This is a genomic window from Nocardioides stalactiti, from assembly GCF_014180715.1.
Taxonomy (GTDB): domain Bacteria; phylum Actinomycetota; class Actinomycetes; order Propionibacteriales; family Nocardioidaceae; genus Nocardioides; species Nocardioides stalactiti.
Map to the genome: position 1 here is coordinate 1 of NZ_JACEFC010000060.1, position 25,125 is coordinate 25,125.

General features: G+C 72.4%; 24 protein-coding genes. 10 read left to right on the forward strand and 14 right to left on the reverse strand.

The window, feature by feature from the left end:
* Nucleotides 1-10: 10 nt before the first annotated feature.
* A complete protein-coding gene (locus tag H0487_RS13000) occupies nucleotides 11-643 on the reverse strand; it encodes a YczE/YyaS/YitT family protein (protein ID WP_183094661.1) in 633 nt (210 codons plus the stop codon).
* Between the two features lie 66 nt (nucleotides 644-709).
* Here H0487_RS13000 and H0487_RS13005 point away from each other — a divergent pair, with 66 nt between their 5' ends.
* On the forward strand, nucleotides 710-1,309 hold the full coding sequence (locus H0487_RS13005) for an aggregation-promoting factor C-terminal-like domain-containing protein (protein WP_183094662.1): 600 nt from the start codon (nucleotides 710-712) through the stop codon (nucleotides 1,307-1,309).
* A 53-nt stretch (nucleotides 1,310-1,362) separates the two neighbouring features.
* Here H0487_RS13005 and H0487_RS13010 read toward each other — a convergent pair whose 3' ends face one another.
* The 3 genes from H0487_RS13010 to H0487_RS13020 are packed head-to-tail and all read right to left on the reverse strand — an operon-like array spanning nucleotide 1,363 to nucleotide 4,285.
* The gene (locus H0487_RS13010) at nucleotides 1,363-2,652 is read right to left on the reverse strand and encodes a DUF445 domain-containing protein (RefSeq protein ID WP_220793369.1); all 1,290 of its coding nucleotides are present in this window, start codon (nucleotides 2,650-2,652) and stop codon (nucleotides 1,363-1,365) included.
* Nucleotides 2,649-3,305, reverse strand: a complete 657-nt coding sequence (locus tag H0487_RS13015) for an Abi-alpha family protein (RefSeq protein ID WP_183094663.1) — start codon at nucleotides 3,303-3,305, stop codon at nucleotides 2,649-2,651. The genes H0487_RS13010 and H0487_RS13015 overlap by 4 nt, the downstream gene beginning before the upstream one ends.
* A gap of 47 nt (nucleotides 3,306-3,352) precedes the next feature.
* Nucleotides 3,353-4,285 carry an NAD(P)/FAD-dependent oxidoreductase gene (locus tag H0487_RS13020; RefSeq protein ID WP_183094664.1) on the reverse strand — a complete coding sequence of 311 codons (933 nt, stop codon included), beginning with the start codon at nucleotides 4,283-4,285 and terminating at the stop codon, nucleotides 3,353-3,355.
* Nucleotides 4,286-4,342: 57 nt separating this feature from the next.
* Here H0487_RS13020 and H0487_RS13025 point away from each other — a divergent pair, with 57 nt between their 5' ends.
* The 4 genes from H0487_RS13025 (at nucleotide 4,343) to H0487_RS13040 (ending at nucleotide 9,359) form a co-directional block, all read left to right on the forward strand.
* Entirely contained in the window at nucleotides 4,343-4,810 is a 468-nt protein-coding gene (locus tag H0487_RS13025; protein WP_183094665.1) for a helix-turn-helix domain-containing protein, read from the forward strand.
* 59 nt (nucleotides 4,811-4,869) lie between these two features.
* Nucleotides 4,870-5,706 (forward strand): SGNH/GDSL hydrolase family protein, encoded by an 837-nt coding sequence (locus H0487_RS13030; RefSeq protein WP_183094666.1) that lies wholly within the window; start codon nucleotides 4,870-4,872, stop codon nucleotides 5,704-5,706.
* A 44-nt stretch (nucleotides 5,707-5,750) separates the two neighbouring features.
* Entirely contained in the window at nucleotides 5,751-7,610 is a 1,860-nt protein-coding gene (locus H0487_RS13035) for a penicillin-binding transpeptidase domain-containing protein (RefSeq protein WP_183094667.1), read from the forward strand.
* Between the two features lie 294 nt (nucleotides 7,611-7,904).
* Complete coding sequence (locus tag H0487_RS13040) at nucleotides 7,905-9,359, forward strand: NAD-dependent succinate-semialdehyde dehydrogenase (protein WP_183094668.1); 1,455 nt, start codon at nucleotides 7,905-7,907, stop codon at nucleotides 9,357-9,359.
* A gap of 15 nt (nucleotides 9,360-9,374) precedes the next feature.
* Here H0487_RS13040 and H0487_RS13045 read toward each other — a convergent pair whose 3' ends face one another.
* Both H0487_RS13045 and H0487_RS13050 read right to left on the reverse strand, forming a co-directional pair.
* Entirely contained in the window at nucleotides 9,375-10,901 is a 1,527-nt protein-coding gene (locus H0487_RS13045; RefSeq protein WP_183094669.1) for a flotillin family protein, read from the reverse strand.
* A gap of 36 nt (nucleotides 10,902-10,937) precedes the next feature.
* On the reverse strand, nucleotides 10,938-11,459 hold the full coding sequence (locus H0487_RS13050) for an NfeD C-terminal domain-containing protein (RefSeq protein WP_183094670.1): 522 nt from the start codon (nucleotides 11,457-11,459) through the stop codon (nucleotides 10,938-10,940).
* Between the two features lie 201 nt (nucleotides 11,460-11,660).
* On the opposite strand from H0487_RS13050, the gene H0487_RS13055 reads away from it, so the two are divergent.
* Complete coding sequence (locus H0487_RS13055) at nucleotides 11,661-13,007, forward strand: MFS transporter (protein WP_183094671.1); 1,347 nt, start codon at nucleotides 11,661-11,663, stop codon at nucleotides 13,005-13,007.
* On the opposite strand, the gene H0487_RS13060 is transcribed toward H0487_RS13055, so the two are convergent.
* The 5 genes from H0487_RS13060 to H0487_RS13080 form a co-directional block, all read right to left on the reverse strand.
* Entirely contained in the window at nucleotides 13,004-14,242 is a 1,239-nt protein-coding gene (locus H0487_RS13060) for a low temperature requirement protein A (protein WP_183094672.1), read from the reverse strand. The two genes, H0487_RS13055 and H0487_RS13060, sit on opposite strands and share 4 nt — an antisense overlap.
* A gap of 10 nt (nucleotides 14,243-14,252) precedes the next feature.
* Nucleotides 14,253-14,840, reverse strand: a complete 588-nt coding sequence (locus H0487_RS13065; protein WP_183094673.1) for a TIGR03086 family metal-binding protein — start codon at nucleotides 14,838-14,840, stop codon at nucleotides 14,253-14,255.
* 5 nt (nucleotides 14,841-14,845) lie between these two features.
* Nucleotides 14,846-15,862 carry a sigma-70 family RNA polymerase sigma factor gene (locus H0487_RS13070; protein ID WP_220793370.1) on the reverse strand — a complete coding sequence of 339 codons (1,017 nt, stop codon included), beginning with the start codon at nucleotides 15,860-15,862 and terminating at the stop codon, nucleotides 14,846-14,848.
* A 202-nt stretch (nucleotides 15,863-16,064) separates the two neighbouring features.
* Nucleotides 16,065-17,609 carry a glycerol-3-phosphate dehydrogenase/oxidase gene (locus H0487_RS13075; protein ID WP_183094674.1) on the reverse strand — a complete coding sequence of 515 codons (1,545 nt, stop codon included), beginning with the start codon at nucleotides 17,607-17,609 and terminating at the stop codon, nucleotides 16,065-16,067.
* Entirely contained in the window at nucleotides 17,606-18,232 is a 627-nt protein-coding gene (locus H0487_RS13080) for a TetR/AcrR family transcriptional regulator (protein ID WP_183094675.1), read from the reverse strand. The genes H0487_RS13075 and H0487_RS13080 overlap by 4 nt, the downstream gene beginning before the upstream one ends.
* A gap of 17 nt (nucleotides 18,233-18,249) precedes the next feature.
* On the opposite strand from H0487_RS13080, the gene H0487_RS13085 reads away from it, so the two are divergent.
* The 3 genes from H0487_RS13085 to H0487_RS13095 are packed head-to-tail and all read left to right on the forward strand — an operon-like array spanning nucleotide 18,250 to nucleotide 21,704.
* On the forward strand, nucleotides 18,250-19,845 hold the full coding sequence (locus H0487_RS13085; protein WP_246383517.1) for an FAD-binding oxidoreductase: 1,596 nt from the start codon (nucleotides 18,250-18,252) through the stop codon (nucleotides 19,843-19,845).
* Nucleotides 19,842-20,759: a diacylglycerol/lipid kinase family protein gene (locus H0487_RS24310; RefSeq protein WP_312855938.1), complete on the forward strand. Its 918-nt coding sequence runs from the start codon at nucleotides 19,842-19,844 to the stop codon at nucleotides 20,757-20,759. Before H0487_RS13085 ends, H0487_RS24310 begins: the two co-directional genes overlap by 4 nt.
* A 24-nt stretch (nucleotides 20,760-20,783) precedes the next feature.
* On the forward strand, nucleotides 20,784-21,704 hold the full coding sequence (locus tag H0487_RS13095) for a DUF6910 family protein (protein WP_183094677.1): 921 nt from the start codon (nucleotides 20,784-20,786) through the stop codon (nucleotides 21,702-21,704).
* On the opposite strand, the gene H0487_RS13100 is transcribed toward H0487_RS13095, so the two are convergent.
* The gene (locus H0487_RS13100) at nucleotides 21,694-22,389 is read right to left on the reverse strand and encodes a pirin family protein (protein WP_312855939.1); all 696 of its coding nucleotides are present in this window, start codon (nucleotides 22,387-22,389) and stop codon (nucleotides 21,694-21,696) included. The genes H0487_RS13095 and H0487_RS13100 overlap by 11 nt on opposite strands.
* 17 nt (nucleotides 22,390-22,406) lie before the next feature.
* Here H0487_RS13100 and H0487_RS13105 point away from each other — a divergent pair, with 17 nt between their 5' ends.
* Nucleotides 22,407-23,759, forward strand: coding sequence for a GH1 family beta-glucosidase (locus H0487_RS13105; protein ID WP_312855940.1), 1,353 nt, complete (start codon nucleotides 22,407-22,409; stop codon nucleotides 23,757-23,759).
* A 6-nt stretch (nucleotides 23,760-23,765) separates the two neighbouring features.
* Here H0487_RS13105 and H0487_RS13110 read toward each other — a convergent pair whose 3' ends face one another.
* Nucleotides 23,766-24,908: a MalY/PatB family protein gene (locus H0487_RS13110; RefSeq protein ID WP_183094680.1), complete on the reverse strand. Its 1,143-nt coding sequence runs from the start codon at nucleotides 24,906-24,908 to the stop codon at nucleotides 23,766-23,768.
* Between the two features lie 19 nt (nucleotides 24,909-24,927).
* The coding region (locus H0487_RS13115; RefSeq protein ID WP_246383521.1) for an LmrA/YxaF family transcription factor at nucleotides 24,928-25,125 on the reverse strand (198 nt) is incomplete at its 5' end.

Sequence of the window (25,125 nt, forward strand, 5' to 3'; positions counted from 1 at the left end):
CGTACCCGGTCTAGATGTCGTGTTTCGTCGGATTCGCGACATCTAGACCGGGTACGACGGCGCCCTGGCGGATGTCGACCCGGAGGAGTCGGGCGGCGAGGTCGACCAGGGGTCCGAGGAGGACGATGACGGCGATCGTGCCGGCGCCGAGGGTGGCGCCGAGCAGCCAGCCGGCGAGTGCGCCGCCGCCCTGCACCGCGCTGTAGCTCCACTTGAACGGCACCGGCGGGTCCCAGGCCAGGCCGGCCGCCTCCGCGGGGCCGGCGCCGGTGCGGCTGCCGAGGTAGGCGGCGATGCCGACGGCGAGAACCGGGAAGGCGACCACCAGGAACGCGACTCGCCCGAGCACCGAGTCGGGGGTCGACATCAGGTCGAGCGCGACCGACACGGTGACGCCGACGAGGCCGACCTGGACCACGGTGCCGAGGCCGGGATACACCTTCCGCGCCGCTGCCAGGGCGACGAACACGACGCCGACGGCGAGGTTGGCGAGCCAGAAGTCGAGGTCGAGGGTGAGCGCGATCCCGTTGACCAGGGTCGAGTAGCCGTCGGACCCGAGGTCGGCGGTGAGCAGCAGCGCCACCCCGATGCCGAGGACCACGCAGCCCCCGATCAGGAGGAGCAGTCGTCCGAGCGAGGGCACCCGGCCACCCTAGGCGGCAGGCGCGAATGTCGACTCTTTGCGACAATGGTCGGGAAGGGGGGTCCGATGGGGGGCAGGCGGCTGGTCGTGGGCGCGGCGCTCTTCGCCGCCCTGCTGACGGGATGCGGCGCGCCCGGGGAGCCGAAGGCGGATCCCGAGGCCGGGCCGGAGGCCCGGTCGTCGGCCACGCCGACGAAGCAGCCGCGCGATCAGAAGGACCGCAAGGAGCGGGTCTCGCGCAGCGAGGGTGGGGCGCGCTTCGAGGTCCCCGACGCCGTCATCATCGAGCAGCTGCGCCGCGCCGCCGAGCGGATCGCGCAGAACTACACCGCACCGCCCACGCCCGTCCCGGTCGACGTCGACCCTGGCACCAACCGGGCCCTCGGCTACCACCTGATGCTCGACTTCGGCTTCGCCGAGGACCAGTGGCGCTTCCTCGACGCGCTGTGGCACCGGGAGTCCGGGTGGAACCACCTCGCCGACAACCCGACGTCGAGCGCCTACGGCATCCCGCAGTCCCTGCCCGGCAGCAAGATGGCCGTCGTCGGGCCGGACTGGCGCACCAACCCCGAGACCCAGATCCGCTGGGGACTGGCCTACATCGCCGCCCGGTACGGCACCCCGGAGCGGGCCTGGGCCCACTCCGAGAAGGTCGGCTGGTACTGAGCCGAGTGGCGCGATCGTGTCGCTCCGAGGCGCTCTCGCGAACAGGGCGGCCGCTAATGGGCGAAGCGCTCGATGACCTGCACCTGGAGCTCGCCGACGAGGCCGCCGAGGATCGCGCCGACCGAGATCATGAGCGGCTCGTCGTCCTTGAAGACCGGCCGCAGGATCGACTCGTACTCCTCGTTGTTGAGCTGGCCCATCTTCTCGACGATCGTGCCCTCGAGGTCGATCACGCTCATCGTGTAGTCCTGGGCGTCGGCCAGCGTCTGGGGCAGGCGCTCGATGATGAGCTGTGCGGCGCTGTCCTTCATGGCGCGGTAGCGCGCGCTGCCGACCGCCAGTGACACGAGCGGCGTGGCCACCCCCGACTGCGCGTCGATCGCGGTGTTGATCTCCTTGGCGATGAGCGAGTAGAGCTTGTCCGCGCCGGGTCCGTTGAGGATCCCCTCGAAGAGGTTCTCGGGGGAGAACAGGTCCTCGGCCAGGATCTTGGCGTAGTCGCGGGTGATCTTCTCTCGCTGCGCGTGGAGGAGGCCCTGGAAGGTGAAGAGCCCGAGGTACTTGGTCGGCTTGAGCGGCCGGAAGAGCATGTTGAGAGCGATGTAGTCGCTGATGAAGCCGACGCCGAACCCGAAGGCCGGCATGATCCACGGGTTCTGGAAGACCGCCCAGGCGACCATCTGCACCAGGCCGATGCCGAGACCGAAGTAGATGCCGCTGCGCCGTACGAACGCCATCGCGTCGGTGCTCAGCGACCGCATCAGGTCGTTGAGCTTGTCCTTGTTGCGGATCAGCGTGGTGACGGCGAGGAACTGGACGTCGACGTAGCGGGGAAGGTCGGCCTTCATCTCGTTCAGCAGGCGTTCGCCGACCTTCGGAGCCTGGCTCACGACCCGCGCCTGGATCGCCCGCCGACCGGCCTCGGGCAGCGACTCCCACAGGCCCGGTCGGATCTGTTCGGCGAGCTCCTCGGTGATCTCCGCGATCGCGGTCACCAACGGCTCGCGGAGCGCCTCGAGGACCTCGTCGGGATTGATCTTGTCGAGCATCTCCTCCGGCTTGAGGAGGTTCGTCGTGAGGAGCTCGATCGTGGTCGCCGCGACCTTGCCGGCGCGGCGCGGCACGATGCCCTGCCAGCCGAAGGGGCCGATGCCCTTGTACTCCACCGGTCGGTAGAGCATCTCCAGCGCGACGATCTTGGTGCTCCACCCGACGAACGCGGCGACGAAAGGCATGGAGACGTAGACCAGCCAGTTGACGCCGAAGTCCTCCTTGATCTCCGCCCAGGTCTGGATCCACGGCACCAGCAGGTCGGCGCCGAGGTATCCCGTCTGGACGGTCACAGCCGACCCCCGGTCGCGGCTTCCCACAGGCTGCGGCCGAGCGGCGTGACCCGGACCGTCCGCTTGTCGATGCGCGCGGGGAGCGGGCCACGGCTGGCGGCCTTGATCGCCTTGAGGATGTAGGTCTCGGCCATGAGGATCTCGTAGTCCTGCTTCATCGAGGTGTCCTCGGGCCCGCGCTCGAGCAGGCCGAGCGAGAGCAGGTGCGAGACGTAGGTGGCCGTCATCGCCGGTAGCGCCAGGTTGGCGGTCCGGCCGACGAGCGAGGCGTTGGCGAGCTGGACCTTGCCGGGGCCGCCGGTTGCGGTCCGTGCGCGGATCGTCACGAGCGGTGAGGCCGACCCGTCGGAGAGCGCGCTGATGATCCGCGCCTCGTCGGGCACGAGCTGGTCGATGAGCCGGTGGAAGAGCTCGCTCTGGCCGCCGCCCGTGCTCTGGTCGAGCGCTCGGTCGAGGAGACTCTGCATCTTCTGGTCGAGCGATGCCGTCGGCCGCGGGCCCTCCAGCTCGCGGGGGGCCGCGCCGGGAGCAGCGAGGCGACTGCTGAGCAGGCGCATCGCCTGCTGCTCGGTCCAGCCGGCCACCCTGATCCCCGCCTTCGCCGCAGCGACACCCCGCGGGAGCAGGCCGAGCGGGTCGAAGAGGGAGGCCATGTCCGAACGATAGTGGGACAGGTGCTAGCGCGGCACCGGGTCCAGCATCACGCGGGCAGCAGCAGACCGTGGTCGCTGGCCGCGAGCTCGCGGTCGCACGCTGCGGCGGCGACCAGACCGGCCGCTGCCGCGGTCAGCACCGACGCCAGGGGCATCGGCAGCCCCGGGGCCTGCGCGATGTCGCCCGCCGCGAAGATCCCGGCGCGGCTGGTGCGGCCGAAGGCGTCGACGAGGATCGCGCCCTGCTCCGACCGGTCCAGCTCGAGCCGGTGCACGAAGGGTGCCGCCTGCTCCCACCGCGGACCGACGAACAGGCCGCCCAGCTCGACCGACGGCGTGCCGTCGAGCTCGACGTCGATGCCGAGTCGTCCGCGGACCACGCCGGCCACAGGCTGCGTGCGCACCTCGACGCCCATCCGGTCGAGGTCGGAGCGGACCGACGGGTCGAGGTCGGAGCCGTCGGTGAGGACCACCGTTCGGCTCGCGATCCGTTCCAGCATCGCGGCGCGCAGGGGCACGCTGGCGTCCGACCCGAGGATGCCGACCGGCTGGTCGGCGAGCTCGAAGCCGTGGCAGTAGGGGCAGTGGGCGACCACGTCGCCCCAGAGGTCGGCCAGGCCCGGGACCTCCGGCAGGGTGTCGGCGACCCCGGTCGCGAGCAGTACCCGGCGCGCGCGGACCACTGCGCCGGTGCTGGTGCGCACCACGAACGCGCCCGTCGAGCCGGCGACGTCGACCACCTCGCTCTCGACGGTCTCGACGGTCGGGTAGCGGTCGAGGTCGTTGCGGGCCGCGGTCCGCAGGGCCGCGGGCGGTGTGCCGTCGTGGCCGAGGAAGTTGTGCATCGCGGCCGCGGGGTCGTTGCGGTAGCGGTCGGTTCCGAGCAGCGCGACCGTCCGGCGCATCCGGCCGAGGGTGAGTGCTGCCTGGAGTCCTGCGGAGCCGGCGCCGATCACGGCGACGTCGTACGTGGGGGTCATCGGGTCCTCCCGGTCGTGAGTCTTGTGGTGAGCAGCAGCATGTGACTTCATGTGGACATGAAGTCAAACCCCCCGTCGTGGTCGGTCGGGGAGCTCGCCCACCGGTTCGACCTCCCGACCCACGTGCTGCGGCACTGGGAGTCCGTCGGTCTCCTCGCCCCGGCGCGGGACGCAGCGGGCCGGCGGCGGTACGGCGAGGACGACGCCTACCGGGTGGCCGCGATCATCTCGAGCAAGCGGGCCGGCATGAGCCTGGACCAGATCCGGTCTCTGCTCGACGGCGGCGCCGCCGACCGGCACCGGATCCTGGAGGACCACCTCACCGACCTGGCGGCGCGGATGGCGGAGATGGAGCGGTCGCGCCACCTGACCGAGCACGCGATGGGGTGCCGGGCGCACGACATCGCCAACTGTCCGACCTTCCGGTCGCACGTCGCCGACCTGGTGGCCGGGTCCCGCCGAGGACTGTTCTCCACCGACGGCCACGACGGCCCTGGTCATCGCGGCATCCCCGTGCTTGAGTGACCTGCGTCACATCGGTACGGCCCGTACCCAGGGCCGCCTCGTCCCGGGAAGGTCACCACATGCCGCTCGTCGCTCCCTCCAGGTCGGTCCTGCACCGGCTCCGCCTGCTGCTCCTCGCCCTCGTCCCCGTCGCTGCGGTGCTCGTGCCGCTGTCGGCCGCGCCCGCCGAGGCCGCGACGCCGTCGTACGTCGCCCTCGGCGACTCCTACGCCTCCGGCGTCGGCACCCGCAGCTACACCAGCGAGAGCGGCAGCTGCCAGCGCTCGACGTACGCCTATCCCGCCCTCGTCGCCCAGCAGAAGGGCTACGCGCTCACCTTCAAGGCGTGCTCCGGCGCGACGGTCACGACCGTCACCAACAGCCAGCTGAGCGCGGTGGTCTCGACGACGAAGTACGTCACGATCTCGGTCGGCGGCAACGACGCCGGCTTCTCCGGCGTGGTCACCGAGTGCGCCCAGCCCGGCTGGATGTCGAACTGCGATGGCGCGATCAACACCGCGCAGTCCTACATCAACAACACGCTGCCCGGCCGGCTCTCGACCCTCTACGCGTCCATCAAGTCCCGCGCCCCGGGTGCCGTCGTCGTGGTGACGGGCTACCCGCGCCTCTTCATGGGCGAGGACTGCAACGCCGGCACCTGGTTCTCGCCGGCGGAGGAGACCCGCCTCAACCAGACCGCGGACCTGCTCAACGCCAAGCTGTCTGCCGCCGCGTCGGCGAAGGGCTTCAAGTTCGCCAACCCGACCAGCCGGTTCATCGGCCACGCGGTCTGCGACGACGTCGAGTGGCTCAACGGGCTCTCCAACCCGATCAGCGAGAGCTACCACCCCAACAAGCTCGGCCACTCCTCGGGTTACACGCCGCTGGTGAGCCCGCTGCTGGTCGGTGCCGCCTGACCGGCAACGGGCGCGGGCTGGCCGGACGCTGGTAGAACCGTTCCATGCGACGGATCTCGGTGGCGCTGACGGCCGCCCTGGTGGTGCTGGCCGGGTGCAGCGACGACGGCAGCGCGCCGTCGGACGACGAGGAGGGCGCCCAGGCTGCGCTGGACGCCTACGTCGCGGGCCTCGTCGAGCCGACCGGGCCGGGGCTCGAGCGCTATGCCGAGATCGTCGCGGGCATGGGCGAGATCGTCCCGTCCGTCGACGCGGGCGAGGTCGAGGTCGACGGCTCGACGGCGACCGCCACCCTGTCCTGGTCATGGCCCGTCGTCGACGATGCGGAGCCGTGGTCCTACGAGACGGAGGTCGACCTCCGGCGCAGGAGCGCGGAGTGGCAGGTCGTCTGGACCCCGACGCTCGTCGAGCCGAGCCTCGCCGAGGACGAGGTCCTCACGGCGACGACCGTCCCGGCCGGGCGCGGCGACATCTACGGCGCCGACGGCGAGGTCCTCGTGACCGAGCGACCGGTGCTGCGTCTCGGCATCGACCGGGTGCGCGTCGACAAGGCGGCGGCGGGCGATGCAGCCCGCGCTCTCGCCCTGCTCGTCGGCATCGACCCGGCGCCGTACGTCAAGGCGGTGCGGGACGCGGGCGACCGAGCGTTCGTGGAGGCGATCACCTACCGCAAGGCCGAGGTCCCCGCCGAGGTCCTGGCCGGCTACGGCGACATCGAGGGCGCGGCAGCCATCGCCGACGAGATCGCGCTGGCACCGACCCGCGAGTTCGCGGCGCCGATCCTCGGCCGGGTCGGACCGGTCACCGCGGAGATGGTCGCCGAGGACCCGGACCGCTACCGCGCCGGGGACATCGCCGGCACCAGCGGTCTCCAGGCCCGGTACGACGAGCAGCTCGGTGGGACGCCGGGGCGCGTCGTGGAGGCGGTGTCCGAGACCGAGGCCGAACCGGGACGCGACCTCTTCCGGGTGGCCGAGGTCGACGGCGAGCCGCTCGACCTGACCCTCGACCGCGGCCTGCAGGCCGCAGCGGAGGCGCTGCTCGCCGACGTCGGCCCGGCGAGTGCGCTGGTCGCGATCCGGCCCAGCGACGGCGCCCTCCTGGTCGCTGCCAACGGCCCCGGCACGGGTGGCCAGAACTATGCGACGTTCGGGCAGTTCGCACCGGGCTCCACGATGAAGATCGTCAGCAGCCTGGCCCTGCTGCGCGCCGGGCTGACGCCCGACAGCACCGTCGGCTGCCCGACGAGCCTGGTCGTCGACGGCAAGCAGTTCGGCAACTACAGCGACTACCCGAGCTCCGCCAACGGCGACATCCCGCTGCGAACCGCACTCGCGCAGTCGTGCAACACCGCCTTCATCGGTGCGCGCGACGAGCTGGGGGAGACCGACCTGCCCGCGGCCGCCGCGAGCCTCGGGATGGGGGTCGACCACGACCTCGGGTTCCCGGCCTACTTCGGCAGCGTCCCGCCGCCCGCGTCGGAGACCGAGGCCGCCGCCGACCTGATCGGCCAGGGCGCGGTCCTCGCCTCACCGATGACGATGGCCGCGGTGATCGCCTCGGTCCAGCAGGGTGCGCTCGTCGTACCGCACCTCATCAAGGACTACGAGGTCGCGGCCCACGACCACGAGCCGCTGACCGCCGACGAGTCCGCCGACCTGCGGGCGATGCTGCGCGGCGTCGTCACCGAGGGCAGCGGCAGCCAGCTCGCCGACCTGCCCGGCGAGCCGGTGCTGGCCAAGACCGGCACGGCTGAGTTCGAGGGCGCGGGAGGCGTCCAGACCCACGCGTGGATGGTCGCCGCCCACGGCGACCTCGCGGTCGCGGTCTTCGTCGAGGTCGGTGAGTCCGGTTCCCGCACGGCCGGGCCGATCCTGGAGGCCTTCCTGCGGGCCGCGGGCTGACCCGAACCTGCCGAACCAGGAAAGATTTCCGAAGAAGACCGTGCGTCGCGCCCGCCCGCCCGTTAAGGTGAACCCGTCGTAATCGGAGGGAGCACCGACGAACGCGACCAGGCCCCGACGTTGACCCCATGCGGCGCGGGGCCTGTTTAATTTTTGCTCGAGCGTGTCGCCGCTCGCTGCGGCGCTTCGACGCGGGTCGTGCGAGAGGTCCGACAGCGTCTTGCGGACGCGGCGCATGGCGGTGTCGCGAGAGGTCCGTTGGCGTCTCACCGCGACGGTGCCAGAGTTGGGCGCATGAGCACCGACCCGCTTCCCCTCGACCGTCGTCAGCTCTTCATCGGTGGTGAGTGGCGATCTGCCTCCGGCGGCGGACGCTTCGACGTCATCGACCCGGCGGACGGCTCGGTCCTCACCGATGTCGCGGACGGCACCGTCGACGACGCCCGCGCCGCGCTGGAGGCGGCGGTCGCGGCCCAGGCGGACTGGGCAGCGACGCCGCCGCGGGAGCGCGGCGAGATCCTGCGGCGGGCCTTCGACCTGGTCACCTCCCGGGCGGACGACCTGGCCCGCCTGATGAGTCTCGAGATGGGCAAGACGGTCGCCGAGGCGCGCGGCGAGGTGACGTACGGCGCGGAGTTCCTGCGGTGGTTCTCCGAGGAGGCCGTGCGGGTCCACGGGCGCTGGATGCAGGCGCCGGCCGGTGGGTCACGGCTGCTGACCGTGAAGAAGCCCGTCGGCCCCTGCCTGTTCATCACCCCGTGGAACTTCCCGCTCGCGATGGGCACGCGCAAGATCGGTCCCGCTGTCGCCGCCGGCTGCACGATGGTCGTCAAGCCCGCGGGACAGACGCCGCTCACGATGCTGCTCCTCGCCGACCTCATGACCGAGGCCGGGCTGCCGGCCGGGGTGCTCAACGTCGTGACGTCGCGCAGCTCGGGCAAGGTCAGCGAGGCGCTGATGGCCGACCCCCGGCTGCGCAAGGTGAGCTTCACGGGCTCGACCGACGTCGGCAAGGTGCTGGTGCGCCAGTCCGCCGACCAGCTCCAGCGGGTCAGCATGGAGCTCGGCGGCAACGCGCCGTTCCTCGTCTTCGCCGACGCCGACATCGACGCAGCGGTGGCCGGCGCGATGATCGCCAAGATGCGCAACATGGGCGAGGCCTGCACCTCCGCCAACCGGTTCCTCGTCGAGGAGCCGGTCGCCGAGGAGTTCGCCGCCAAGCTCGCCGAACGGATGGACGCGCTGCGCCTGGGCCGCGGCCAGGACGACGGCGTCGACGTCGGCCCGCTCATCGACGCCGACGCCGTCGCCGACGTCACCGCGCTCGTGGACCAGGCCGTCGGTGCGGGCGCGCGGGTCGTCACGGGCGGTACGACGCCCGACGGCCCCGGGTTCTTCTACCGCCCGACCGTCCTCGTCGACGTCCCGGTGGACGCCGACGTCAACCGCCAGGAGATCTTCGGCCCGGTCGCCCCGATCACGACCTTCGCCACCGAGGCCGAAGCGGTCGAGCGGGCGAACGCGACCGAGTACGGGTTGGCGGCCTACGCCTTCACCCGCGACCTGGCCCGCACCATCCGGCTGGCGGAGTCCCTGGACTTCGGGATGATCGGGATGAACACCGGGCTGGTGTCGAACCCCGCGGCTCCCTTCGGCGGCGTCAAGGCCAGCGGTTTCGGCCGCGAGGGCGGCTTCGAGGGCATCGAGGAGTACCTCGACACGACGTACGTGTCGCTGCCCGCCGGCTGAGGAGGTCGGCGCCGGTCAGTCCTCGGGCGTCTCCTCGGCCGATCCCGCGACGACGGGGCCGGGCACGGCTGCGCCCTTCTCGACGGCCGTGTGCAGCAGCGACTGGAGGTCGACGCCGGTCGCCGTCTTCAGCATCTGCAGCGTCTGGGCGACGTTGTCGACCACCTGCTTGGGCATCGCGCCGGCGCCGTCGGTCGAGAGCACCGTCAGGTTGTCGATCGCGCTGATCGGCGCTGCGACCTCCTTGGCGATCTGGGGCAGCACCTCGATCAGCATCTGCAGCACCGCGGCGTCGTTGTAGTGGGCGAACGCCTCGGCCCGCTTGTCCATCGCCTGCGCCTCGGCCTGGCCGACGGCGAGCACCGCGGACGCCTGCGCGTCACCTTCGGCCGCGGTCGCCTCGGCCTCGGCGACGCGCCGTGCCTTCTCGGCCTCACCGCGCTTGGCGCCCTCGATGGCCTCGGCCTCGGCGAGCGCCGTACGCCGCGACTTCTCCGCCTCACCCGAGAGCCGCGCCTTCTCGGCGTCCGCCTCGGCAGCGGCGATGGTGGCGGCCTTCTGCGCCTCGGCGGCGGCGATCTCCGCCGATCGTCGGGCGTTGGCCTCCTGCTCGACCCGGTAGCGCTCGGCGTCGGCGGGCTTGCGGACCTGGGTCTCGAGCTGACGCTCGGTCAGGGCGGCCTGCCGGACGGCGACCTTCTCCTGCTCGGTGAAGATCGCCTGGTCCCGCTCGGCCTGGGCGAGCGGGCCGGCCGCTGCGGCCTGGGCGGCGGCCGCGTCGGTCTCCGCCTTGATCTCGGCCTGCTTGAGCGCCAGCGTGCGCTGCGCGATCGCGATCTCCTGCTCGGCCGCGATCCGAGCCTGCTCGGCGGCCTGTCGGGCGTTGGCCTCGGCGATCGACGCCGCCTGCTGGATCCGCGCGGCCTCGGGCCGACCGAGGTCGGCGAGGTAGGTGCCGTCGTCGGTGACGTCCTGGATCTGGAAGGCGTCGAGGATCAGGCCCTGGCCGGTCAACGAGCTCTCCGACTCGTCGGCGACGCGCTGGGCGAAGGCCGCACGGTCGCGGATGATCTGCTCGACCGTCAGGCCGCCGACGATCGAGCGGAGCGCCCCGGCGAGCACCTCCTGGGTGAAGGTCTCGATGTCGTGCTGCTGGCTGAGGAAGCGCTGGGCGCCGAGCCGGATCTGGTCGGCGTTGCCGCCCACCTTCACGATCGCGACCCCGTCGAGGTTGAGCTTGATGCCCTGGCCGGAGACCGCGCCGCGGATCTGCACCGAGATCCGGCGGCTCGAGAGGTCCATCGTGGCGAGCTTCTGGATGAACGGCACCACGAAGACGCCACCACCGAGCACGACCTTCTGGCCGGAGAGGTCGGTCGTCAGCTGACCGGTCTCGGGGTTGAGCACGGCCTTGCCCTTGCGGCCGGTGACGATGAACGCCTGGTTGGGGCCCGCCACCTTGTAGCGGCTGGTGACGAGCAGCACCAGCAGCACGAGGAGGACGACGACGCCGGCGATCGGCCCTACGACGCTGAGTTCCATCGGACCAGTCCCTTCTGGTTGGTGTGCTGCACGGGGCTACTGCTCGGTCGGCTTCCACACCGGGGCCACGGTGACCGCGGTCGGTGAGAGGACGCCGGTGATGCTGACCTCGGTGCCCGCCTCGACGGGGAGCACCGCGATGGCGTTGCACTGGAGGACGTGACCGCCGACCGTCACCCGGACGACCCCATAGCTGTCGCCGCCGGGGATCGGGGTCAGGACCTTGGCGACCTGGCCGACCGTGTCGCCGATCGACACCGTCCCGTCGCTCGGTCCGTCCTTGACGAGGCGGGTCAGCCACCAGGCGAACCAGCCCACGACGACCCCGCTGGCGCTGCCGATGGCGACGGCCGGCAGCGTCGGGAGTCCTGCGCCGTCGGCCGCAGCGCCGCCGAAGCCGAAGGCGGAGACGAAGCCGCCGATGACGGCCGTGGAGAAGACGTCGCCCTCGAGCGCGTTGAGCGCCCCGCCGAACGCCGCCTCGAGGTGGTCGCCGACGACCAGCGAGAGCAGGACGAGCCCCAGGCCGACGAAGCCCAGGACGAGGAAGGTGGTCACGGCTCTCTTCCGGGTTGCTTGCGGATGGGAACCGGATCGTATCCGGCTGGAGCGATGGCAAACCAGGGAACGCCGGCGGCCCCGTGCCCGGGCTTGACTTGAAGTTCACTTGAGGTCGTTCACTGGTGCGGTGACCCGACCCGCGATGAATCCGGTGGCCGTTGTCGGTCCTCACGTCCAGACTGTTCTCGAGGAGACCCCATGACCGACCAGCTGACGACCCCGTCGCCGGCGCCTGAGAGCCCGCAGCCGCCTTCCGTGCGGCGCCTGCCACGCGCGCTCACGCCGTTCCGGCACGCGGCCTACCGGCGGCTCGGCACGGCGCTGGTGCTCGGCACCTTCGTCGGCGGCGTGTGGATCGTCGCGCTCGTCTGGGAGGTCATCCGGATCGGCGGGGGCGCCAGCCAGCTGTCCCTCGTGTCGACGGCGGGCGCTGTCGGCGTGCTGCTCCCTGCACTCCTCGGCGGGGTGGTCGCCGACCGCGTGCCCCAGAAGCTGATCCTGCTCGCGGTCGCGGCCGTCGAGCTCACCGGGATGGCGGTCGTCGCACTGCTGTCGTGGACCGACCAGACCCAGATCTGGCACCTGGCGGCCGTCTCGTTCGCGACCGGTGTGGCGATGGCGTTCTACTACCCGGCCTACTCCGCGTGGCTGCCGGCGCTGGTGCCCGAGGAGGACCTGCTCGCCGTCAACGGATTCGAGGGCATGATCCGCCCGACCATCGGCCAGGCTCTCGGGCCCGGACTCGCCGGTGTCGTCGTCGGGGCGGTCTCGACCTCCGCCGCGCTCGGCCTCGCTGCCGGCTTCCACCTGCTCGGGTTGATCGCACTGACGGCGGTGCCGCTGACCGCCGTACGACGTGACCTCGACGAGGCGCGCGACGGTCACCCCGTCGCGACCGCGCTGGCCGACATGCGCGAGGGCTTCGTCTACATGGTCCGCACCCCGTGGCTGCTGGCGACGCTGTTGTTCGCATCGATCCTGATCCTCGTGATGATGGGGCCGCTCGAGGTGCTCATCCCGTTCCTCATCAAGGACGAGCTCGGCGGTGGGCCCGGCGACCACGCCGTCGTGATGGCCGCGTTCGGCATCGGGGGCGCGGTCGGCTCGATCGTGATGGCCTCGATCCGGATGCCCCGCCGCTACCTCACCGTCATGAACCTCGGTTGGGGGCTGGGCTGCCTGCCCTTCCTGGTCATCGGCATGGCCGACGCCGTCTGGGTGGTGGCCGTCGCCGCCTTCGTCGTGGGCGCGCTGTTCTCCGGGCCGATGGTGATCTGGGGCACGCTGCTCCAGCGCCGCGTCCCGCCCCACCTGCTCGGCCGCGTCGCCTCGCTCGACTTCTTCGTGTCGATCAGCCTGATGCCGGTCTCGATGGCCCTGGCCGGTCCGGTCGCCGACCGGATCGGGCTCCAGACCACGTTCACGATCGGCGCCGTCGTCCCGACCGTGGTCGCGATCATCGCGGTGTGGTGGGCCAAGCTGCCCGCCGACGAGATCGCCCACCCGCTGCGGGACGAGCCTGAGCCCGAACTCGAGCCCGCCTAGTCCGTCAGGGCCGCGAGCACCTCGGCGTTGTGCCGGTAGCCGTGGATCTCGTAGCCGACGACCGTCACCCACGGCGCCAGCGCGAGCACGAGCAGGCAGGTGGTGACGTCGACGTCGCGCGCCGCCATCACCACCGGGACGACGATCAGGACCGCCGAACCGGCGAGGAGCAGCAGGTGGAACGGGTCGAACGTCGCACTGACGATCGCGTAGAAGAGATAGAGGGCGAGGAGGTAGAGACCCAGCGGGATCGCGACGGTGAGGACGATCCCCACCAGGCCGAGCCGGCTCTCGCCCTCGAGGAAGTACGCAGCGGCGTGCAGCCCGGCGCCGGTCGCGACGATCGCGCCGAAGAGCGGCATGTGTCCGTAGCCCCACGCGAAGGAGCGGTCGCGGCGTGCGTGCAGGATCTCGCCGTGGGGGACGGAGAAGTAGGTCCACCACATGCCGAACGTCATCGCCGTGCCGGCCGCGGCGAGCAGGGCGACGTTCGTGTCGACGCCGTCCTCGGCCAGCGCGGTGAGGCTCGCCATGGTGCCGATCAGGCCCTCGCCGAGGGCGATGATCACCATCAGGCCGTAGCGCTCGGCGATGTGGTGGGCGTGCCACGGCGTGCCACCGAACGTGCGCTCGGCGATGATCGGGCCGCCGACCTCGATGAGCAGCGGGACGCACATCGCGACGAAGGTCGTCGTGACGCTGAGGTCGACGACGGCGAGGACGCACCACAAGGCCTGGGAGACCAGGATGCTGCCGAGGTAGAGCCGGTGCGCGCCGCGGCGAGCGCGGTCGTGGCGGGTGGCGCGCCACCACTGGAAGACCATCGCGACCCGCATCACGACGTAGCCCCACACCATGACGTCGTTGTCGAGGGTGTCGCCGTGGTGGATCGACTTGAACATCGCCGGCAGGCCGAGAGCGAAGACCAGCACACCCACCATCTGGAGCATCGTGGTCAGCCGGTAGAGCCAGTCGTCGGTGTCGTACGCCGACGCGAACCAGGTGAAGTTGATCCAGGCCCACGAGATGCCGAACGTCGCGAACGCGAAGCCGGCGATGCCGGCGACGACGTGGTCCTCGACCAACGCGTGGGAGAGCTCGTAGGCGGCGGTTCCGAAGGCGATGACGAACGTCAGGTCGAAGAGCAGCTCGAGGGTCGTCGCCGTACGGTGCTCCTCGTGCGGGTCGCGTCCGCGCATCGGGCGGGTCCGGTGGCGCAGGGTGGCGTCCGACATGCGGGGGAGTCTACGAGCGTGCGACCGCTCGTCGACCGAGGAGCGCGAGCAGTCGGCGGGCCGCCAGGGCGTCGGCCGACACCGGCACCGGCGGACCGAACTCCCCGTGCTGCTCGAGCGCCAGCGCCAGCGCGGTCGGCAGGAGGGCCTCGGCCAGGTCCTCCGGGAACGGCAGGCCCGCGCCCGTCGTACGGCACACGTCCCAGCCGTGGACCGCGATCTCGATCGCCGCGAGCCGGGCGATCGTGCCGACCGGGACCGGCTGGCCGCCGACCTCGACGACCGGCGCGGTCGTCCCCGCCCAGGCCCCGAGCAGTCCGCAGGCCTTGGCCTGGAGGGTCGCGATCCGCTCGTCGAGCGGCGCAGGCGCCCCACTGCGCAGGGCGATCGAGCCGGCCGCGCCCTCGGCGAAAGCATCGAGGGAGTCCTCCATGTGGGCGAGGAGGTCGCCCAGCCGCCACCCGTCGCAGGGCGTGGGGAGGCAGAGGTCGGCGGGGGCGACCGTGCCGAGCGCGCCGCGCGTGTAGCCGAGCGCGCGCTCCAGCAGGTCGACCCCAGGTTCGGGCGTGCGCCGCGCGGGACCGGGGAGGCTCGACATCGGGTTCAGCCGGTCGCGGCGGGCGTCCAGTCGGCCGGCAGCCGGTCAGGGAGGCCGAAGCGGGCGAAGTGCTCCGCCCCGAAGAAGGCGGTGACGTGGCGGACACTCGTGCCGACGACCTCGAGCACCTGCAGGTGGAACGGCTCGAAGTGGCCCTCGGGCTGACGCATGTAGAGGCCGAACGCCGGTTGCCCGTTGGCGACGGTTCGCAGCATCGGCATGTCGTTGACCCCGCCCGGGCACTGGGTCCCGATCAGCCGGCCGATGTTGTCGGCGCCGCGGTAGTGGTTGAGGAACGGCGGCATGTCCCACGTGGCGTCGTACTGGAGGAGCTGGACGATGCGGTCGACGTCCTTGGCCCAGAAGGCCTTCAGGTAGGCGTCGAGCATGCGTTGCTGGGCCTCGTCGAGGTCGGCCTCGACCGTGTCGGGCGTCAGCCGCCGCTCGTCCATCTGGGCGTGGGCGCGCTGGAGGGCCGAGTTGACCGCCGCGGTCGTGGTGTCGAGGGCGACCGCGGTCTCGGCGGCCGACCAGCGGAGCACGTCGCGCAGGATGAGGACCGCGCGCTGCCGCGCCGGCAGGTGCTGGAGCGCGGCGACGAACGCCAGCCGGATGGTGTCGCGCTCGGCGACCTCCACCGCGGTGTCCGGGATCGGCTCGAGCCAGGGGATCTCGACGTCCTGCTCGAGGGCGTCGCCGGCGACCGAGTCCGCCGTCCCGAGGCCGGTCGGGAGGGGACGCCGTGGCCGCCCCTCGAGGTTGGTGAGGCACACGTTGGTCGCGATCTTGTAGAGCCAGGTGCGGACCGAGCTGCGGCCCTGGAAGCCGGCCGACGCCTTCCACGCGCGCAGGAACGTCTCTTGGACCAGGTCCTCCGCCTCGTGCACCGACCCGCTCATCCGGTAGCAGTGCGCCATCAGCTCCCGCTGGTAGCGCCCGGTCAGCGCGTCGAAGTCAGCCAGCTCGTCGTACGACGCCTGCCCCTGGGTCACCTGCTGCTCGGCCACCATCGTCGTTCCCATCGCCTGCCCCCGGATCCCCGCTCGTGTGAGTCTGCCTGATGGGTGGACTGCAGGCGACCCGAAAACTCATCGCTCCAGACGAGCTGCCTCCCTTGCGGTGCCGAGCTGCCTCCCTTGCGGTGCCGAGTTGCCCTACTCGTCGCGCGGATGGCGACTCGCGCCCGCAAGAGGGGCGACTCGCGCCCGCAAGAGGGGCAACTCGTCAACGGGCGAGAGAGAGGGCACGCTCGGCGGCGGGTACGGCGCGCGCTCGGTCGGCGGGGATGAGGCCGATCCGCGTACGACGGTCGAGGAGGTCGCCGACGTCGGCGGCGCCTTCGTGGGTGACGGCGAAGACGAGCTCGGCGAGGGTGACGGCGATGCCGTCGGCGATCGGGGCGAGCAGCTCGGCGTCGGGGAGGCCGGTGACCTCGCGGGCTGTGTCGAGGACGAGGGTCGCGTCGGTGCCGAAGCGCCGGACCAGCCGCGCGTGGGCGGGGGTCTCGGACCGCTCGGCGAGCTCGGCGAGCTCGTGCCGCGGGGCGGCACCGGTGAGCGGCAGGGTCGCGGTGATGCAGGGCCCGGCGCTGAGCCCGGCGTGGGCGACTGCCGCGTCGACGGCGTCCTCGGCCATCCGCCGGTACGTCGTGAGCTTGCCGCCGACGATCGTCACGACACCGGTCGGGCTGGTCAGCACGGCGTGCTTGCGCGAGAGGTCGGCAGTGTCGTCGTCACCGGTGTCGAGCAGCGGCCGGAGCCCGGCATAGGCGCCGACCACGTCGCTGCGCCGGAGCGGCCGGGAGAACGACGCCGCGACGACGTCGAGGAGGAAGCCGATCTCGACCTCGGTCGGCTCTGCGACGTCGGGCACCGGGCCGTCGGCGGGCTCGTCGGTGAGGCCGACGTAGATCTGCCCGTCGGGCTGGGGCAGGACCAGCACGAACCGGTTGCGTTCGCCCGGGATCGGCGCGAACACCGCGACGTCGAGACCGGGCAGGGTGTCGCCGCGGAGCACCAGGTGGGTGCCGCGCGAGGGGCGGAGCCGGATGTCGTCGACGACGTCGCCGGCCCACACGCCGGCGGCGTTGATGACGGCCCGGGCGCGGACGGTCGTCGTGGCGCCGGTGCGCTCGTCGCGCAGCTCGACCGAGGTGCCGGTCGCCGCGACCACACGGGTGTGGGTGTGGACGGCGGCGCCGCGGTCGGCCGCGGTCCGGGCGATGGTGGTGACGAGGCGGGCGTCGTCCTCGAGCTGGCCGTCCCAGCCGAGCACGGAGCCGCGCAGGCCGTCGGCCCGCAGTGTCGGCGCCAGCCGGCGGGTCTCGGCCGCGGTCAGCCGGCGCGGGCGCGGCAGCGTGTCGGCGCTGGTGCCGGCGACGCGGCGAAGCAGGTCGCCTCCCAGCAGGCCGGCGCGGGTGAGGGCGCCCATCGGCCGGCTGACGCCGGCCGCCAGCGGCACGATCGTGGGCAGGGCGCGGACGAGGTGCGGCGCGGTGGTCTCCATGAGGATCCCGCGCTCGACCGCGCTCTCGTGCGCGATGCCGACCTGGCCGCTGGCGAGGTAGCGCAGCCCCCCGTGGACGAGCTTGGACGACCACCGGGAGGTGCCCCAGGCCAGGTCGAACGCGTCGACGGCCAGCACGCTCAGTCCGCGGCTGGCGGCGTCGAGCGCCACGCCGGCGCCGGTCACACCGAGGCCGACGACCACGACGTCGACGGAGTCGGGGACATCGGTGAGGCCGGGAGTGATCCTGCGGGGGGTCGTCATCGGGGGCCGCCTTCGGGGGACAGGGTGCTGGCGACGAGGAGGTGCAGCTCCGCGTCGAGCTCGTCAGGGGAGACGGCGTCGTCGGCCATCGTGTGCGCGGAGAGCACGAAGCCATGGGCCGCCAGCACGACGCCGCGGGCCAGCGCGTGCGGGTTGCCGGACCGGATCGTGCCGGTCGCCTGGCCGGCCTCGATCACGGTGGCCAGCAGACCGAGGATGAGCTCCTGCGAGCGGCCGCGACGTGCCAGCAGGTAGGGGAGGATCAGCTCCGGGTCGAGCTCGACGATGCGGACGAACAGCTCGTTCTCGCGGAGCACCGACACCGCGCGGACCACCCCGTCGGCGATCTGGCTGGGCGCTGGCCCGGCGGCGGCGTCGTAGCCCAACGTGGGCTGGGTCGTGGTGACGAGGTCGCCCCACTCGCGCGTCATCAGGTCGCCGAGCAGCTCTTGCATGTCGGACCAGGTGCGATAGATCGTCATCCGGGAGACCCCGGCGCGACGGGCCACCTCGGTCAAGGTCGTACGGCGCCAGCCCACGTCGAGGATGCACGCCCGAGCGGCGTCGAGGTAGGTGTCCCGCGGGCTCTGCTCGACCACGGGGTTGTGACGATGTGACGACATGTGTCACACTGTAACACATGACCGAGACCTCGCCCACTCAGCTCCAGCCCGAGATGCCCCCGACGCGGTGGGGCGACCCGGCCCACGCCGGTCCGCTCCCGGACGGTGTCCGCGACCTGGTGGGCATGGTCTTCGCGCTCGGTGACACCCCGGCGGCGTCCGACGTGACGGTCCCTGCGCCGGCGCTCGCCGAGCAGCTGGTGGAGGCCCTGCGCGGCATCGTCGGCGCCGACGCGGTCGTTCTCGATGACGGCGTACGACGCCTGCGCACCCGCGGCAAGTCGACCCCGGACCTGCTCCGCCAGCGCGCGGGCGACCTGGGCGACGCCCCCGACGTGGTGGTCCGGCCCGGCAGCCACGAGGAGGTCCAGGCGGTCCTCGACCTCGCCCAGGAGCACCGGATCGCGGTCGTCCCCTTCGGCGGCGGCACCTCGGTCACCGGCGGTCTGGTCTCCGAGCGCGACGGCTTCGCCGGCGTGGTCTCCCTCGATCTCGGCAGGATGCGCGACCTGGTCGCGCTCGACCCGGTCTCCTCGACCGCGACCCTGGGCCCCGGCCTCCGTGGCCCCGAGGCCGAGGCCCTCCTCGCCGAGCGCGGCCTGATGCTCGGCCACTTCCCGCAGAGCTTCGAGTTCGCCACCATCGGCGGCTTCGCGGCCACCCGCTCCAGCGGCCAGTCCAGCGCCGGATACGGCCGCTTCGACGCGATGGTGGTCGGCCTGCGGGCCGCGACGCCCAAGGGCGAGGTCCGGCTCGGCGGCACCTCCCCGTCCAACGCGTCCGGTCCGGACCTGCGCGAGCTCTTCCTCGGGTCGGAGGGTGCGTTCGGCGTCATCACCGAGGTCACCGTCCGGGTCCGGCCGCTGCCGGAGGTCAAGGAGTACGAGGGCTGGCAGTGGCCGTCGTTCGAGGCCGGAGCGGCCGCGATGCGTGCCCTGGCCCAGGGCGACCTGATGCCCACCGTCCTGCGCCTGTCCGACGAGAACGAGACCGCGATCAACCTGGCCCGTCCTGACGCGATCGGCGGCGACGCGGCCGGCGGTTGCCTGATGATCGTCGGCTACGAGGGGACGCCTGCCGCGACGGCCGCCAAGAAGGCCGCCGTCACCGCCGCCCTGGCCGAGCTCGGCGGTACGGCGCTCGGAGCCGAGCCCGGCGAGGCCTGGGCGCACGGTCGCTTCAACGCGCCCTACCTGCGCGACTCGCTGCTCGACGTCGGCGTGCTCGTCGAGACGCTGGAGACGGTCACCTTCTGGTCCAACCGTGACCGCCTCTACACGAACGTGAAGGCTGCCCTCGAGGGTGCGCTCGGCGAGGGCACGATGGTGCTCTGCCACATCTCGCACGTCTACGCGACCGGGTGCTCGCTCTACTTCACCGTCGCGTCCTCCGGCGGCGAGCAGCCGCTCGAGCGGTGGTTGACCGCCAAGAGGGCCGTCAACGACGCGATCGTCGCCAGCGGCGCCTCGATCACCCACCACCACGCGGTCGGCACCGATCACAAGGCGTGGCTGACGCCCGAGATCGGTCAGGTCGGCGTCGACGTGCTGCGGGCGGTCAAGCGCGAGCTGGACCCGGCCGGCATCCTCAACCCGGGGGTCCTGATCCCGTGACCGAGCGGTCGTTCACCTTCCTCGTCAACCCGAACTCCGGCGGCGGCGCGGCGCCCAAGGTCGTCGTACCGCTGGCCCGGCGGCTGCGCGAGGCGGGTGTCGACGTCGAGGTCAGCTACACCTCCTCGCCGTCGGTGGTGCCGGACCTGGTGCAGGCGGCGGTCGCCGCCGGCCGGGTCGTGGTCTCCGTCGGTGGCGACGGGATGCTCTCCTCGGTGGCCGGCGCGGTCGTCGACGCGGGCGGCGAGCTCGCCGTGATCCCGGCCGGACGGGGCAACGACTTCGCCCGGATGCTCGAGGTGCCCGGTGACGAGGACGGTCAGGTCCGGCTGCTCCTCGACGGCACGCCGACGCCGGTCGACCTGTTGTCGGTGACGCTTCCGGGCGGTCCGACCTCCCTCGTCGCCGGATCGGTCTACGCAGGGGTCGACGCCCGGATCGCCCAGATCGTCGACCACTCGCACTGGCTCCCCAAGGCGCTGCAGTACCCGGTCGCCTCGGTCCGCGGCCTGGCGACCTACCGCCCGCTCGAGATCACCGTCGAGGTCGACGGCCTCGCCTCGACCCATCGCGCCGCCAACGTCGTGATCGCGAACTCGCGCTACTACGGCAAGGGCATGGCGATCGCCCCCGACGCCTCCGTCGACGACGGCGAGCTCGACGTCGTCGTCATCGAGGCGGCAGGTCGCGTGGGGCTCATCAAGTCGCTCCCCAAGGTGTACGACGGCGCGCACGTCGCCCTCGACCAGGTCACGGTCCGCCGTGGCACCCGGGTGACGGTGACGGGCAGCTATGCCGGGACCGGTGCGCCCGTCCCGGTCGGGGCGGACGGCGAGGCGCTCGGCGACCTGCCGCCGGCCGGTGGCCACCTGGTCGTCGAGATCCGACCGGGAGCGATCAACATCCTGCGCTGATCTCCGGTCCGCCAGACTGCGGGCGTGGAGATCGAGCTGGAGCGGGTCGAGCGGCTGACCTTCGCGGACGGGTCGCCCGTGCGGGCGGCGTCGGCGGTGGCGCCGTTCGGCGACGGGTTCGTCGTGGTCCAGGACGACGCGACGCACGGCGCGCTGCTCCGGGAGGGCGCGACGGGCGAGGTCCGTCTCCTTCCCGCGGTGGACGGTCTCGAGGTGTTCAGCGACGCGTCGGGGACCAAGCACCTCAAGCCCGACCTGGAGGCTGCTTGTGCCCTGGCGGTCGACGGAGAGCCCGTCCTGCTGATGGGGTCCGGGTCGCTGGCGGCGCGGATGCGGTGGGCGCTGCTCACGATGGTGGAGGGGCGTCCCGAGGTCGCCGTCGCGGAGATGTCGCCGCTCTACGGCGCGGTCGCCGAGGCCCTGGGTGTCCCGACGGAGGCTCTCAACCTCGAGGGGGCCTGTCTCGTCGACGGCCTGCTGCGCTGGTACCTCCGCGGCCTCCCGTCGGCCGGGCTGATGCCCGGCAGCGTCGACCTCGATCCGCAGCAGGTCGTCGACGCCGTGTACGGGCGGCTGCGCCCGGACCAGATGACGGTCACCGATCCGCAGCACTACCGCCTCGGGGAGGCCGCCGGCGTCGGCCTCGCGATCACCGACGCGGTCGGCCTGCCGGGCGGCACGGTGCTGCTGAGCGCGGCCGCCGAGGACAGTCCTAGCGTGCGCGACGACGGCCCGGTCGTCGCCTCGGCCCTGGTGCGGCTCGACGGCAGCGACGTCGTCGACGTCACCGCGCTGCCGCTGGTCCAGGGCCGGGTCGCCAAGGTGGAGGGCCTGGCCCTGGTGGACGCTGCCGAGGACCACGTCCGGCTGCTGGCGGTCGTCGACGCCGACGACCCGGCGCAGCCCTCCCTCTCCCTGACGCTGCGCGTGGTGCTCAGGCGGTGAACGACCAGACGAGGAGCTCGGTCGGCACGCCGGCCGTGACCTGGTGCGCGGGCTCGTCGACGAAGCAGTAGGCGTCGCCGGCCTGCATCGGCTCGGCCATCGAGCTGCGGAGCAGCGCCCCGGAGGCGACGTACGTGTGGACCCGCGACGCCGCGGGCAGCGTGACGGTCTCGTTGGCGCCCAGCCGGGCGACGGCGAAGGACGCTCCCTCGACGGCGACAGCCAGCGGCGACCCGGCGCCGGCGACGGTGACGAGCCCGGCGCCGGGCTGGGCCGCGGTCGCGGTCCCGCGGGTGTACGACGGCGTCGCGCCGACCGTGTCCGGCCGCAGCCACACCTGGACGAATCGCGCAGCGCCCGTGGCGGCGGCGACCTCGCTGTGCTCGACGCCCGCGCCGGCCGTGAGGACCGCGAGGTCGCCGGCGCCGACCGCGCCTCGGGTCCCGAGCGAGTCGCGGTGCTCCAGCGACCCGCTCACGACGTAGGTGACGATCTCCAGGTCGGTGTGCGGGTGCTGTGCGAACCCGCGACCCGACCCGAGAAGATGGTCGTCGTGGCACACCATCGGCCCGAACGACAGCCATGCCGGGTCGTAGTGAGACCCGAACGAGAACGCGTGCTGCGTCCTGCGCCCCTGCTCCTGCTCCACGAACCGGCTCGAACTCCTGCGGATGTCGACGCTCACACTGCAGGATTGTGCACGTGAGCGAGGGGGCGCACGGGCCGAGCCTGCCCGCAAGCTTCCGCTTCGGCGTGAGCAGCACGGCCTATCAGGTGGAAGGGGCCGTCGCCGAGGACGGTCGCGGCCCCAGCATCTGGGACACCTTCTGCGCCGAGCCCGACCGGGTGGCCGACGGAAGTGACGGCGCCGTCGCGGCCGACCACTACCACCGGGTCGACGAGGACGTCGCGCTACTGGCGGACCTCGGCGTCGGCGGCTACCGGTTCTCGATCGCCTGGCCGCGGGTCCAGCCGACCGGCAGCGGACCGGTCAACGCGGCGGGACTCGATCACTACGACCGGCTCGTCGACCGGCTCCTCGAGGTCGGGGTCCAGCCGATGGCGACGCTCTATGCGTGGGACCTCCCGCAACCGTTGGAGGACGACGGCGGCTGGCTCAACAGGGCGACCGTCGACCGGTTCGCCGACTACGCCGCGGTGGTCGGGGAGCGGCTGGCCGACCGGGTCGAGCACTGGGTCCCGGTCAACGAGCCGAGCGTGGTCACGACGTTCGGCTACGCGACGGGGGAGCATGCACCGGGCAAGCGGCTGATGCTCGACGCCACTCCGGTGGCCCACCACCTGCTGCTCGGCCACGGCCGGGCGGCGATCGCGCTCCGGGCAGCGGGTGCCACCAGCATCGGCTGCGCCAACAACCACGCTCCGGTCTGGCCGGCGTCCGACGACGACGCCGACGTGGGCGCCTCCAAGCTCTTCGACGCCTTCTGGAACGGCATGTACCTCGAGCCGATGCTCCTGGGCCGCTACCCGGTCGACCTCGAGCCGCTCCTCGACGGCGTCGTCCGCGACGGTGACCTCGCCACGATCCGCCAGCCCCTCGACTTCTACGGGGTCGACTACTACACGCCGATCCGGATCGGGGTGGCGTCCGAGGAGGCGCCGATGCCCTTCGAGTTCCTCGAGGTCGTCGGCTACCCACGCACCGACCTGGAGTGGTCGGTGGTGCCCGAGGCCCTCCGGGAGTGGCTCATCATCTTCCGGGCGCGTCTGCGTGCGGCGCTCCCGCCGATCTACGTCACCGCCGCCGGTTGCTCGTACGACGTGGAGCCCGACGCCGCCGGCGTCGTCGACGACCAGTCCCGGATCGACTTCCACACCGCCCCCCTGGCGGCGGTTTCCGACGCGATCCGGCTGGGTGTCGACGTCCGGGGCTACTACGCCTGGTCGTTCCTCGACGACTTCGCGTGGACCATCGGCGAGCGCGCCCGCTTCGGCCTGGTCCACGTCGACCGGGTGACGCAGCAGCGGACGAGGAAGCGGTCGTTCCAGTGGTACGCGGACCTCATCGCCGCGACGCGCAACGCCAACGACTGACCGGCGTCAGGTGAGGGCCTTGCCCATCCGGCGCACGATCTCGGTGAGCCGGTCGGGGTCGGTGGCGATGTTGAGGCGCACGTGGCCGGGCAGCCCGGCGTGGAAGTCGTGCCCGGGGGTGAGGCGCACCCGGCCGTGCTCGAGCGCGACCGCGGCGGGGTCGTCGTGACCGTAGGCGCGCAGGTCGACCCAGGCCAGGTAGGTCGCCTCCAGGGGCCGCATCCGGGCCTCCGGCAGGTGCTCGGCGAGCAGCGTGACGAGGAGGTCGCGCTGCGCGGACAGCCGGGCCCGGAGGGCGTCGAGCCAGTCGTCGCACGCGGTGTAGGCGGTGATGGCGGCGACCACGCCGAGGGGGGACCAGGAGTCGTTGCGGGCCATCGGTACCTCGCGCAGGGCGGCGTTGGCCGCGGGGTCGGGGACGACCAGCTGCGCGCACTTGAGGCCCTGGGTGTTGAAGGCCTTGGACGCTGCGACCACGGCGACCGCGTGGTCGGCGGTGCCGTCGACGGAGAGGTAGGGGACGTGCGGGGGCGAGCCCTCCAGGACGAGCGGGGCGTGGATCTCGTCCGACACCACCCGCGCGCCGTGGCGCCGTACGACGTCACGGATGCCTTCGAGCTCGGCGCGCGTGAAGACCCGGCCCCACGGGTTGTGGGGCTGGGTGAGCAGCAGGGTGCGGGCACCGGCGGCGAACAGCCGGTCGAGCTGGTCGAGGTCGATCTCGGCCCGTTCGGCATCGGGGTCGACGACCAGGTCGACCCGCTCGCGGCCGGTGATCTGGGCGATCGAGAGCTGCGGCGGATAACCGGGGATCGGCATCACCACCGGGCCGGGCGCGGAGAGCATGTCGAGCGCGAGCCGGACGCCCGCGGTCACGTCGGACGTCGGGATCACCCACGACGGGTCGACCTCGTGGCCCCACTGCCGCCGGGCGAACCCTGCGTAGGCGACGCCGAGCGGGCCGCCCTCGTCGAAGTCGGGATAGCCGGTCAGCCCGCGCGCCACGGCGTCGCTGAGGGCAGCCGCGATCGGCGGGGCCCAGGCGTAGTCGGTCTCCGCCACCCAGGCGGGCAGCACGTCCTCGTCGACGAGCCCCCACTTGCAGGGCAGGGCGTAGCGGAGCTCGTCCTCGGTGCGGTCCACGATCACGCGACCAGCCTAGGAGGCGTCAGGCAAGGGACGACTCGACGAGGCGGAGGACCTCGTCCATCGTGCCCCGCAGCGGCGCGATCGACTGCTCCGCGCGGCACAGCGCGATCGCGCCCTCGACGGCGGCGACGATGAACAGCGCGAGGCGCGGGGCGCGCTCGGGGTCGACGCCCTCCTCGACCATCACGTCGACGAGGGTCGCCTGCCAGGACCGCAG

Bases quoted from the DNA above. Each gene is read 5' to 3' on its own strand.
- H0487_RS13005 (WP_183094662.1), top strand. From the start codon at position 710: ATGGGGGGCAGGCGGCTGGTCGTGGGCGCGGCGCTCTTCGCCGCCCTG.
- H0487_RS13015 (WP_183094663.1), bottom strand. From the start codon at position 3,305: ATGGCCTCCCTCTTCGACCCGCTCGGCCTGCTCCCGCGGGGTGTCGCT.
- H0487_RS13020 (WP_183094664.1), bottom strand. From the start codon at position 4,285: ATGACCCCCACGTACGACGTCGCCGTGATCGGCGCCGGCTCCGCAGGA.
- H0487_RS13025 (WP_183094665.1), top strand. From the start codon at position 4,343: ATGAAGTCAAACCCCCCGTCGTGGTCGGTCGGGGAGCTCGCCCACCGG.
- H0487_RS13030 (WP_183094666.1), top strand. From the start codon at position 4,870: ATGCCGCTCGTCGCTCCCTCCAGGTCGGTCCTGCACCGGCTCCGCCTG.
- H0487_RS13035 (WP_183094667.1), top strand. From the start codon at position 5,751: ATGCGACGGATCTCGGTGGCGCTGACGGCCGCCCTGGTGGTGCTGGCC.
- H0487_RS13040 (WP_183094668.1), top strand. From the start codon at position 7,905: ATGAGCACCGACCCGCTTCCCCTCGACCGTCGTCAGCTCTTCATCGGT.
- H0487_RS13045 (WP_183094669.1), bottom strand. From the start codon at position 10,901: ATGGAACTCAGCGTCGTAGGGCCGATCGCCGGCGTCGTCGTCCTCCTC.
- H0487_RS13055 (WP_183094671.1), top strand. From the start codon at position 11,661: ATGACCGACCAGCTGACGACCCCGTCGCCGGCGCCTGAGAGCCCGCAG.
- H0487_RS13060 (WP_183094672.1), bottom strand. From the start codon at position 14,242: ATGTCGGACGCCACCCTGCGCCACCGGACCCGCCCGATGCGCGGACGC.
- H0487_RS13065 (WP_183094673.1), bottom strand. From the start codon at position 14,840: ATGTCGAGCCTCCCCGGTCCCGCGCGGCGCACGCCCGAACCTGGGGTC.
- H0487_RS13070 (WP_220793370.1), bottom strand. From the start codon at position 15,862: ATGGGAACGACGATGGTGGCCGAGCAGCAGGTGACCCAGGGGCAGGCG.
- H0487_RS13075 (WP_183094674.1), bottom strand. From the start codon at position 17,609: ATGACGACCCCCCGCAGGATCACTCCCGGCCTCACCGATGTCCCCGAC.
- H0487_RS13080 (WP_183094675.1), bottom strand. From the start codon at position 18,232: ATGTCGTCACATCGTCACAACCCCGTGGTCGAGCAGAGCCCGCGGGAC.
- H0487_RS13085 (WP_246383517.1), top strand. From the start codon at position 18,250: ATGACCGAGACCTCGCCCACTCAGCTCCAGCCCGAGATGCCCCCGACG.